At 69.1% G+C, this 10,068-nt stretch carries 10 protein-coding genes; 6 read left to right on the top strand and 4 right to left on the bottom strand.

Going from position 1 to position 10,068, the window contains the following annotated elements:
• From L995_RS04155 to L995_RS04140, 4 genes are all read left to right on the top strand, one after another.
• A partial coding sequence (locus L995_RS04155) for an ABC transporter substrate-binding protein (protein ID WP_047469409.1) occupies positions 1-352 on the top strand: 352 nt, incomplete at its 5' end.
• A 60-nt stretch (positions 353-412) separates the two neighbouring features.
• Positions 413-1,732, top strand: coding sequence for a tRNA adenosine(34) deaminase TadA (gene tadA, locus L995_RS04150; RefSeq protein WP_047469417.1), 1,320 nt, complete (start codon positions 413-415; stop codon positions 1,730-1,732).
• A 292-nt stretch (positions 1,733-2,024) separates the two neighbouring features.
• Positions 2,025-3,017 (top strand): LD-carboxypeptidase, encoded by a 993-nt coding sequence (locus L995_RS04145; RefSeq protein ID WP_017404106.1) that lies wholly within the window; start codon positions 2,025-2,027, stop codon positions 3,015-3,017.
• Positions 3,018-3,036: 19 nt separating this feature from the next.
• The gene (locus L995_RS04140; RefSeq protein WP_016449226.1) at positions 3,037-3,786 is read left to right on the top strand and encodes a sterol desaturase family protein; all 750 of its coding nucleotides are present in this window, start codon (positions 3,037-3,039) and stop codon (positions 3,784-3,786) included.
• A gap of 94 nt (positions 3,787-3,880) precedes the next feature.
• Here L995_RS04140 and L995_RS04135 read toward each other — a convergent pair whose 3' ends face one another.
• A complete protein-coding gene (locus L995_RS04135) occupies positions 3,881-4,261 on the bottom strand; it encodes a hypothetical protein (protein ID WP_016449227.1) in 381 nt (126 codons plus the stop codon).
• A gap of 185 nt (positions 4,262-4,446) precedes the next feature.
• On the opposite strand from L995_RS04135, the gene L995_RS04130 reads away from it, so the two are divergent.
• The gene (locus L995_RS04130; RefSeq protein ID WP_047469404.1) at positions 4,447-6,981 is read left to right on the top strand and encodes a penicillin acylase family protein; all 2,535 of its coding nucleotides are present in this window, start codon (positions 4,447-4,449) and stop codon (positions 6,979-6,981) included.
• A gap of 35 nt (positions 6,982-7,016) precedes the next feature.
• Here L995_RS04130 and L995_RS04125 read toward each other — a convergent pair whose 3' ends face one another.
• The 3 genes from L995_RS04125 to L995_RS04115 all read right to left on the bottom strand — a co-directional run bounded on the left by L995_RS04125 (position 7,017) and on the right by L995_RS04115 (position 8,810).
• The gene (locus L995_RS04125; protein WP_047469401.1) at positions 7,017-7,994 is read right to left on the bottom strand and encodes an alpha/beta fold hydrolase; all 978 of its coding nucleotides are present in this window, start codon (positions 7,992-7,994) and stop codon (positions 7,017-7,019) included.
• Between the two features lie 103 nt (positions 7,995-8,097).
• Entirely contained in the window at positions 8,098-8,484 is a 387-nt protein-coding gene (locus L995_RS04120) for a helix-turn-helix domain-containing protein (protein ID WP_047469413.1), read from the bottom strand.
• An 11-nt stretch (positions 8,485-8,495) separates the two neighbouring features.
• Complete coding sequence (locus tag L995_RS04115) at positions 8,496-8,810, bottom strand: type II toxin-antitoxin system HigB family toxin (RefSeq protein WP_013801561.1); 315 nt, start codon at positions 8,808-8,810, stop codon at positions 8,496-8,498.
• A gap of 201 nt (positions 8,811-9,011) precedes the next feature.
• Here L995_RS04115 and L995_RS04110 point away from each other — a divergent pair.
• A partial coding sequence (locus tag L995_RS04110) for an ABC transporter substrate-binding protein (protein WP_047469397.1) occupies positions 9,012-10,068 on the top strand: 1,057 nt, incomplete at its 3' end.

Genomic DNA, 10,068 nt, shown 5'->3' with positions numbered 1-10,068 from the left:
CCGCGTCGAGCTGGCCGGCAACGCGGCGCCGCTGCGCAACGTGACCTGCGCCGTCGGCGGCAGCCCGCTGGAGCGCATGCCGGGCGGCGCTGCCTGGAAGCAGCGCTATGACCAGCGCTTTGCCGACCAGTACCAGGTCTTCAGCCCCTACGCCTACGATGCCACCATGGTGCTGGCCCAGGCCATGGTGCGGGCCGACTCCATCCGGCCCGATGCCTATATCCCCTATCTGCGCCAGACCCGGTATGAGGGCGTGACGGCGCCGATTGCCTTCACGCCCCAGGGCGAGCTGCAGGCGCCGGTGGTCACGCTGTACCACTACGCGCAGGGCGTGCGCAAGGCGCTGCCCTGACGCGCTGACAACGTGGCTGCCGAACACCCTTTCTTGCCGCAGGCCGACGACGAGGCCTGGATGCGCGCCGCCCTGGAGCTGGCACGCGCCGCTGCCGGGGCGGGCGAGGTGCCCGTGGGCGCCGTCATCGTCAAGGACGGCGCCATCATCGGCCGGGGCCGCAACGCGCCCGTGGCCCACGGCGATCCCACGGCCCATGCCGAGGTGCTGGCGCTGCGCGATGCGGCCGCGCACCTGGGCAACTACCGGCTGGACGATTGCACGCTCTACGTGACCCTGGAGCCGTGCACCATGTGCAGCGGCGCCATGCTGCATGCGCGCCTGGGCCGCGTGGTCTATGGCGCGGCCGAGCCGCGCACGGGCGCGGCCGGATCGGTGCTGGACGTGTTTGCGCTGCCGCAGATCAACCACCACACGCAGGTGACGCGCGGCGTGCTGGCCGGCGAATGCGCGGCCCTGATGTCGGACTTCTTTCGCATGCGCCGCGCCGAGCAGCGCGCGGCCCAGCCGCATCCGCTCAAGGACACGGCGCTGCGCCATGCGGATTCCACCTTCGGCGGCTTTGCCCGGCCGCAGTGGCGCAGCGACCTGCCGGCGCTGGCAGGCCTGCGCCTGGCCTTTGTCGATGAAGGACCGCACGATGCACCGCTGACCTGGCTGTGCCTGCACGGCAGCCCGGCATGGGGCCAGCTGTTCCAGCCCATGCTGCCCGGGTGGCTCCAGGCCGGCTATCGCGTGGTCGTTCCCGACCTGCCGGGCTTTGGCCGCAGCGACCAGCCCAAGAAGGACAAGGCGCACAGCGCGGCCTGGCATGTGCAAGTGCTGCTTGAGCTGGTGCTGGCGCTGGACCTGCGGAACATCGTGCTGGTCGGCCATGACGATGGCGTGCACCTGGGCCTGGCCGTGGCGCAGGCCGAGCCCGCACGTTTTTGCGGCGCCTGGCTCATGAATGCCTGGCCCGCAGGCCCGGCGCCCGATGCCTGCGTGCAATGGTTTGCGCAGGCGGCGCGCAAGCCGTCATGGCCCGCGGGCCGCGCCATGCGCGAGGTGGGCGAGGAGGCCGGCGCACAGCCGCAGGCCTGGAACCTGCCGTTTTCCCAACCCGGCCACCGCGCCGCGCTGCAGGCCTGGCCCCGCGTGCGGGCCGAAATGCCTGCGCTGCCGATGGCGTTGCTGGCGCAGTGGAGCCAGCAGCAGCGCCTGTGGGTGCAAGGCGGCGAGCACGATGTGCTGCTGCCCGCGCCCGCATGGCGACAGGCCTGGCTGCAGGCGCTGCCACAGCTGCCGCCGGCGCAGCTGCGCCTATCCCCGTGCGGCCATTGGGTTCCCCTGTGCGCAGCCGGCATGGTGGCCGACGCTGTGGAATACTTCCGCCCATAGGCCAGCGCCGCCGGCCCCTTGCCGGGGCTGCGCGGCGCCAGGTCCCCGTCTTCACTCCCCTTGCAATATGGAGCATGCCGGCCAGGGCCGGCATGGAACCACCTTGGCCACTTCGCGCAGTTCCCGCACCCCCCGCAAAACGGCAGCCGCTACCGCTACCGTTTCAGCCCCCGTTTCTGCTCCCGCAGATCACTCGCACGAGCATGTGCATTCAGCCGACGGCCAGTGCTGCGCGCATGGCCACGGGCGTGCCGATGACCATGGGGATGCCCACGACCACGACCACGAGCATGTGCACGCCGCCGACGGCAGCTGCTGCGACCATGCGCATGACCAGGGTCCGCGCCACATCTACATCTACTCGCCCGCCGGCGCCGTGCGCGACAAGGCCGGTTTCAAGCGGGCCGTGCGCCGCCTGGAGGCCATGGGCCACCAGGTGGAGATCGATGCCGATGCGCTGAGCAGCCACCAGCGCTTTGCCGGCGACGACGCCACGCGCCTGGCGGCCATCGACCGTGCGGCGGCCAGCGGTGCCGACCTGGCGCTGCCCACGCGCGGCGGCTACGGCCTCACGCGCATCCTGCCGGGCATCAAGTACAAGGCCGTGGCCAAGGCCATCGCAGGCGGCACGCGCTTCGTGGGCCTGAGCGACTTCACGGCGCTGTCGCTGGCCCTGCTGGCCAAGACCGGCGCCACCACCTGGGCCGGCCCGCTGCTGGTGCACGACTTCGGCCGCCCCGACGACGAGGGCGGCGTGGACGACATCATGCTGGACTGCTTCAACGACCTGCTCAGCGGCCAGGGCGAGGGCGCGGGCTGGCAGATGCCGAAGATCGGCCTGCGCGAAGACGGCAAGCCTGCCGTCAAGGACTTCTACATCAGCGGCGGCGCCACGCTGTGGGGCGGCAACCTGGCCGTGCTGGTGTCCCTGCTGGGCACGCCGTACTTCCCGCAGATCAAGGGCGGCATCCTGTTCCTGGAAGACGTGGGAGAGCATCCCTACCGCGTGGAGCGCATGCTGACCCAGTTGCTGCATGCGGGCGTGCTGGCCCAGCAAAAGGCCATCGTGTTCGGCCAGTTCAGCGAGTTCAAGCTCAGCTCGCATGACAAGGGCTTCAAGCTGCAGACCGTGATCGACTGGCTGCGCAGCCAGGTCAAGTGCCCCGTGCTGCAGGGCCTGCCCTACGGCCATGTGCCGACCAAGGTGATGCTGCCCGTGGGCGCGCCCGTGTCGCTGTCGGTCGAAGGGCGCGATGCGCTGATCTACTGGGGCCACGTGCACTGAGCGGCAAGGAGCAGACGGCATGCTGCAGATGTGGGAGTTCGCGGCCTACCCGCTGCTGGCGCTGATGTTCGTCGGCATCTTCACGCGCGAGGTGATCGCGCCGGCCTCGCGCAACCATTGCGACCGGCGCTGGCTGATCCTGTCCACGCTGCTGGGCCTGGGCACGCTGGCCACCACCTTGGCGGTAGGCCATCTGTTTTCGGACGGCATCCGCCGCCATGCGCTGCTGGACGTGGGCCGGCAATGGCCGGCCTGGGCCGTGGGCGCACTGAGCTTTGTGCTCACCAGCTTTGTCTTTTACTGGTGGCACCGCGCCACGCACCGGTCGGACACGCTGTGGCGCCTGTTCCACCAGCTGCACCACAGCGCGCCGCGCGTGGAGGCGCTCACGGCGTTTTTCGCCCATCCCATGGACACGGCCGCCGCCGTGCTGCTGAGCGCGCTGTCCAGCTACTGGGTGCTGGGGGCCAGCCCGCTGGCTGCCGCCTTTGCCATCGGCCTCACGGGGGCGTTCGACCTGTTCCTGCATGCCGACATCCGCACGCCGCGCTGGCTGGGATACATCGTGCAGCGGCCCGAGATGCACACCGTGCACCACCAGTACGGCCACCATGCGCAGAACTACGGCCTGCCCGTCTGGGATCTGCTGTTCGGCACCTGGGCCAATCCGGCCGAGCGGGTGGAGCGCCTGGGCTTTGATGCCGACAAGGCCGAGCGCGTGACCGACATGCTGCGCTGGCAAGACGTGCACAAGCAGAACTCCCCCTGAGGCGCGGCGCGGCCGGCGTAGGCCCTTGCTCGCTGTCCCTTGTTCTTGGCCGCGCCAGTTTTTGAGGCTCTGTCCGGTGGCGGGGGGCTGACTGCTATTCGAGGTAGCGGCCGTTTTCCTTGCGGCGGGCGCGCATGCCGGTGCGCAGGAAGAGCACGGTGCCGCCTTGCTCGGCCAGCGGCGCGCGCGTGTCGCCGCACAGGTGGGCGTCCAGGCGCTGGGGCAGGTTCTCCAGCAGGGAGCGGATGGCGGACAGGTCGGTGTCGGCCGCTTCGGGGTGGTCGCGCACGAAGCCTTCAAGGTAGGCGCGGGCATCGGCCTGCAGCTGCTCGCGCGTGGTGGCCAGCGAGACGTAGCTGACGCCGGCCTGGCCCGGCGCCTCGGTTCCCAGCAGGTAGCAGCCTATGTAGTCACCACGGGGCTGGCCCACGGGCGGGTCCTGGCTGAGCTTCTTCAAGAGGCTGAAAGGCCACATTCCTGGTACTTCCTGTTTCTGTCTGGCGCCCTGCATCCATTTGCGCAGGGCGGGCGCTGATTGTCGCCTGAAGGCGGGGCCAGACTTGCTGACGATTCGTCGTGAGCAATGTGAGCAATGGACCAGTTCATATGCTACAAACTGCAACACTACGATATGAAAAAAGGCAGGGGGAAGGGAGAAGAATGGGAATCATGCGAATCCTGAACTCGCGATGGTGGAGCGTGGGCGCCGTGGCGTTGGTCGGCTCGGCCTTGCTGGCCGGCAGCGCGGTGGCCATCTATGCCGTGCGCGTGCAGCCGGTGCTTGACGGACAGCTCACGCTGGCCGGCCTGGAGCAGCCCGTGCGTGTGCGGCGCGACGAGGCCGACATCACCCACATCAGCGCCTTCACGCCGCAGGACCTGTGGCGCGCGCTGGGCCATGTGCATGCGCAGGAGCGCGGCTGGCAGCTGGAGTTCAACCGCCGCCTGATGCACGGCACGCTGTCCGAGATCCTCGGGCCGGCCACGCTGGACACCGACAAGCTCATGCGTGCGCTGGACATACGCGGCGCGGCGCGGCGCCAGTACGCATCCCTGCCCGCCAACGCACGCGAGGCGCTGCAGGCCTACAGCGAGGGCATCGCGGCCTTCTATGCGGCCCTGCCCATGCGCCAGCATCCGCAGGTGCCCGAATTCATGCTGCTGGGCACCACGCCGGGCGGAGGCGACAGCTCGGCCTGGGCGCCCGAGGACAGCGTGGGCTGGGCGCTGATGATGGCGCTGGACCTGGGCGGCAACTGGGGCAACGAGTTCGCGCGGCTGGCCGCGCTCTCGCAACTGGACACACAGCAGCTGTGGCAGCTGATGCCGCCCTATCCGGGCGAGGCGCCGGCCACCGCCACCGATCTGGCCGCGCTTTACCGGGGGCTGGGCGTGTACCGCCAGGAGGCACAGGCGGCGTCTGCGCCCAAGGTGGCTGCCGCCGGCGATGCGAGCGATGCCTGGGCCCGCTGGTCCCGCGACATGGTGCGCGATGCGGGCACCAACGACGGCAAGGGCAGCAACAACTGGGTGCTGTCGGGTAGCCGCACGGTCAGCGGCAAGCCGCTGCTGGCCAACGATCCCCATCTGGGCCTGAGCGCGCCCGCCATCTGGTACTACGCGCGCCTGCAGTCGCCCGCCGGCCATGCGCAGGACGGCACGCCGCTGGCGCCCATCGATGTGGTGGGGGCCACCCTGCCGGGCCTGCCCTTCGTGGTGCTGGGGCGCACGCGCGAGGTGGCCTGGGGCTTTACCAACACCAATCCCGATGTGCAGGATCTGTACCTGGAGCAGATCGATCCAGGCAACCCGGGCCGCTACCGCACGCCGGACGGCTGGGCGCCTTTCACCGAGCGCAGCGAGCGCATCAGGGTCAAGGGCCGGGCCGATGTGCAGCTCACGCTGCGCAGCACGCGCCACGGTCCCGTGATCAGCGATGTGCAGCCCCAGTACGAGGCCGTGCTCGACAAGCGCCGCTACGCCGTGGCCCTGCGCTGGGCGGCGCTGGACACCGACAACCTCACCGTGCAGGCCGGACTGCGCGCCAACGAGGCGCGCAGCGTGGCCCAGCTGTTCGAGGCCTTTGCCGACTACCACTCGCCCATGCAGAGCATCGTCGCGGCCGATGTCCATGGCGACATCGGCTTCAAGGCCGCAGGCCGGGTGCCGCTGCGCGCGGCCGACAACGACCTGCGCGGCGTGGCGCCCGCGCCGGGCTGGGAGGCACGCTACGACTGGCAGGGCTGGCTGCCCTACGACCAGGCCCCGCAGGACGATGGAACGGCTCAGGGCTATCTGGCCACCGCCAACCAGCGCATCACGCGCGAGGGCTATGCCCACTTCCTCACCCAGGACTGGAGCCTGCCGTACCGGCACCAGCGCATCACCGAACTCATCGATGCGAAGGACAGGCACGACGTGGTCAGCATGGCCTCCATCCAGAACGACCAGACCTCGCTGGCCGCCCGCGCCCTGCTGCCGCAAATGCTCAAGGCCCTGGACGAAGCGCCGGCCACACATCCGCTGGCCGGGCAGGCGCGCCGGGTGATGGCGCAGTTCGACGGCCGCATGGATGCCGCGCAGGCCGCGCCCCTGATCTTTGCCGCCTGGGTGGACGAACTCACGCGCGGCCTGGTGATCCCGCGCATTGGCGCCCAGACCTTTGCGGCCACCTATGGCAAGCGCGATTACCGCGCGGGCATCGAAGGCATGCTGGAGCGCCGCGATGGCTGGTGGTGCGCAGCGGCGGGCTGCAGCGCCCAGGTCAGCCAGGCGCTGGACCGGGCGCTGGCGCGTCTGCAGGCCACGCAGGGCAGCGACCTGGGCCGCTGGCGCTGGGGCACGGTGCATGCGGCCCTGAGCAGCCACCGGCCGCTGGGCAGCGTGGGGCTGCTGGCAGGCATCTTCAATGTCAGCGTGCCTTCGGGTGGCGACAGCTATACCGTCAACGTGGGCCAGTACCTGCCCGGCGATGCCAGGGCGCCGTTCGCCAACCGCCATGCGGCATCGCTGCGCGCCATCTACGACCTGGCCGAGCCCGAGCGCTCGCTGTTCATCTACCAGACCGGCCAAAGCGGCGTGGCCCTGTCCAGCCGCTATGCGGACATGTCTGCGGAATGGGCCGACGGCCGCTACCGGCCGCTGCAGATGGCGCCCGCGCGCTGGCGCCATTCCATGATGCTGCGGCCCCAGTAGGTTGCAGCAGGCTGCAGCAGCGGCGCGCGCAGGCCTCAGGTGCCGAGGAATTGCTCGATCAGCCCGGCCACGGCCGCCGGCTGGTCGTGGTGCAGCATGTGGCCGGCGTCCTGGACCACGGCCGTGCGGCAGTCGGCAATCTGCCCGATGCGCTCGTGGTACTCGGCCAGCGTGTAGCGGTCCTTCCACCACATGCCCAGGCTGTCGTCGCTGGCTTCGATGGCCAGAACGGGCGCGGTGATGGCACGGTACAGGGCCAGGATTTCTTCCACGCGGAACAGCTGCGCGCTGATGAGCTTGTGCGCCGTGTCGCCCAGGATTTCCCAGCGGCCCTGCGCATTGGGCGCCGCCCAGTGGTGGGCCAGCCACAGCGCCTTGTCCTCGGGCAGGCGGCGGTTGGTCTTCATCAGCCGGCGGGCCACGTCCTGCACGCTGTCATAGCTCTTGAGTTCCATGCCGCCGCTGCGCAGCTGGCGCAGCTCGTCCATCCACTGCGCATAGCGCGCAGGCGCCTGGTCTGGCCGGGTGGCCGGCATGCCGAAGCCTTCGAGGTTGACCAGCCGGCGTATGCGCGCAGGCCGCGCGCCCGCATACATCATGGACACGTTGCCGCCCATGCTGTGGCCCACCAGGTCCACGGGCATATCGCCCGCCAGGGTGTCCAGCAGATGGTCCAGGTCGCCCAGGTAGTCGGCAAAGTCATGCCGGTCGGCAGGCCAGGCCGGCCGGCTCAGGCCGAAGCCGCGCCAGTCCGGCGCAATGATGCGGCGCCCCGCCATGAAGGCCTCGCCAAAGGCATCGACCACGAACTGGTAGGAGGCCGCCACATCCATCCAGCCGTGCACCAGCACCAGCGGCGCCAGCGCGGGATCGCCATCCACAGGTCCCCACTCGCGCACGTGGTACTCCATGGTGCGCACCGGCACCATGCGCGAGCGCCAGGGGCGTGTGGGAGCGTAGATGGGTGCTTCTTCAGCGGCCGTGGCGGGGAGGGAAGAGGGGGCTTGCAGCATCCCGCCGATTATTCCGGTTTGCTGCTGTGCAGCAGTCAGGGGCGGGACAGCGGTGGCTGGGGATTTCCCGGTGCGCCAGCACGGCTCCCGGCCGGGGTGGGCATCAACCGTGGCTTTCCGGGGCGGCGGTGCGCGGGCGGGACAGCAGGCTCTCGGCCGGTATGCCCAGGTCATGAAGCCTGTAGAGCATGTTCAGCGTCAGGGGGCGGCTGCGGTTGAGTATTTCGTAGATGCGGTTGGTCTGCCCGATGTAGGGCACCAGGTCCTTGACCGTCATGCCCCGGGACTCCATGAGCAGGCGCAGCGCATCGATAGGGTCGGGGGGAGCGATGGGGTAATGCCTGGCCTCGTAGGCCTCAACCAGCGTTCCGAGAATGTCCAGCCTGTCGCCGTCGGGCGTTCCCGGGGCCGGGTCCTTGTCGATCAGTTGCGAGATCTCGGTCAGTGCTGTCCTGTAATCCTGCTCGGTCCGGATGGGGCGGATTTCCATGGTCATTCCTTTCATTGCAGGCTCTGGTCCACCGTGGCGGCATCCACCTTGTCGTACTGCGCGTGCGTGCCTATGAACTTGATGTACAGCCACTGCTGCCTGTAGGCGATGGCGGCAATCAGGCGGTAGTCGTTGCCTTTGACGTTGAACACGACCCGGTTGTTGCCCACGATGCTGGCATTGCCGATCTGGTCCTTCACGTCCTGGGGGCAGGTCCACTGCGCGCGGGTGGCCATGTCGAACCACGCCTCAAGCGGCCCTTTGGCATCCGCATGCTCCGGCCTGCTGTAGAAATTGACGAGGGTGGAACGGGCCACGATGTGCATGGGCGGATGTTAGTCCCAAATTGGGACTGAGGCTGCTGGCATGGTCTTTGTGCTCTTTGCCGTGCTTGTGCTTTCGCACCGGGTTAACCCGAGCGCCGCCGCCGCTGATGCACGGCATCAGAAACAATGATTGGCCGGCCGGGCCGGCGCTGCCTACAGTGGGTTGCAGATTGACCGCACAACAACCCGAAGGAGACAGCAATGCAGCAACGCAGATGGCTGACGGCCGCCATGGCCGCAGGATTGTGGGGCGCCGCCATGGCGGCCCAGGCCGGCACGGTGACGGTGCTGACCTCGTTTCCCAAGGAGCTGACCACGGCCTACCAGAAGGCCTTCGAGGCGGCCAATCCGGGGATCAAGATCGAGATCCTGAACAAGAACACCACGGCCGCCGTGGCCTATGTGCGCGAGCTGCCCGAGGGCCAGCGGCCCGACATCATGTGGGCCAGCGCCCCTGATGCCTTCGAGGTGCTGGCGCGCAACAAGCTGCTGACCGCCGCGCCCGAGACGCGCAATCCGGCCGCGCCCGCCAAGATCGGCAACTACCCGCTCAACGACCCGCAGGGCCTGTACTACGGCCAGGCGCTGGCAGGCTATGGAATCATGTGGAACACGCGCTACCTGAAGGCGCACAAGCTGGCGGCGCCCAAGGAGTGGAGCGACCTGACGCGGCCCGAGTACTTCGGCCACATCGCCATCTCCTCGCCCTCGCGTTCGGGCACCACGCAGCTGACGGTGGAGACCATCCTGCAGGGCGAGGGCTGGGACAAGGGCTGGCGCCAGCTGCTGTCCATGATGGGCAACGCCGCCGCCGTGACCGACCGCAGCTTTGCCGTGCCCGATGGCGTGAACAACGGCCAGTACGGCATAGGCATCGTGATCGATTTCTTCGGGCTGGCGGGCAAGTATTCGGGCTTCCCGGTGGACTTCGCCTACCCGGCGATGACGGCCGTGGTGCCGGCCAACATCGCGCTGATCGCGGGCGCCAAGAATGCCGATGAGGCGCGCAAGTTCATGGCCTTCACCATGTCGGTGCAGGGCCAGCAGCTGCTGTTCGACCCCAAGATCAGCCGCCTGCCCATCCTGCCCTACAGCCAGCTCAAAGCGCCGGCCGGCTACCCCGTGCCGCAGGAGGTGGCGCAGCGCGCCAAGGTGCAGTTCGATGCCAATCTGTCCGAGTCGCGCTATGCCGTGGTGATCAGCCTGTTCGACCAGATGGTGACCTTCCGCCTCAAGGAGCTGCAGGTCGCCACGCGCG

Source organism: Delftia sp. ZNC0008 (assembly GCF_000799035.1).
Classification (GTDB): Bacteria; Pseudomonadota; Gammaproteobacteria; order Burkholderiales; family Burkholderiaceae_C; genus Comamonas; species Comamonas tsuruhatensis.
This window is presented reverse-complemented; position numbering and strand designations above follow the sequence as displayed.

What these genes read in the sequence shown, in the direction of transcription:
- L995_RS04130 (WP_047469404.1), top strand. Translation starts at nt 4,447, where the DNA reads ATGGGAATCATGCGAATCCTGAACTCGCGATGGTGGAGCGTGGGCGCC.
- L995_RS04115 (WP_013801561.1), bottom strand. Translation starts at nt 8,810, where the DNA reads ATGCACATCGTGGCCCGTTCCACCCTCGTCAATTTCTACAGCAGGCCG.
- tadA (WP_047469417.1), top strand. Translation starts at nt 413, where the DNA reads ATGCGCGCCGCCCTGGAGCTGGCACGCGCCGCTGCCGGGGCGGGCGAG.
- L995_RS04125 (WP_047469401.1), bottom strand. Translation starts at nt 7,994, where the DNA reads ATGCTGCAAGCCCCCTCTTCCCTCCCCGCCACGGCCGCTGAAGAAGCA.
- L995_RS04120 (WP_047469413.1), bottom strand. Translation starts at nt 8,484, where the DNA reads ATGGAAATCCGCCCCATCCGGACCGAGCAGGATTACAGGACAGCACTG.
- L995_RS04140 (WP_016449226.1), top strand. Translation starts at nt 3,037, where the DNA reads ATGCTGCAGATGTGGGAGTTCGCGGCCTACCCGCTGCTGGCGCTGATG.
- L995_RS04135 (WP_016449227.1), bottom strand. Translation starts at nt 4,261, where the DNA reads ATGTGGCCTTTCAGCCTCTTGAAGAAGCTCAGCCAGGACCCGCCCGTG.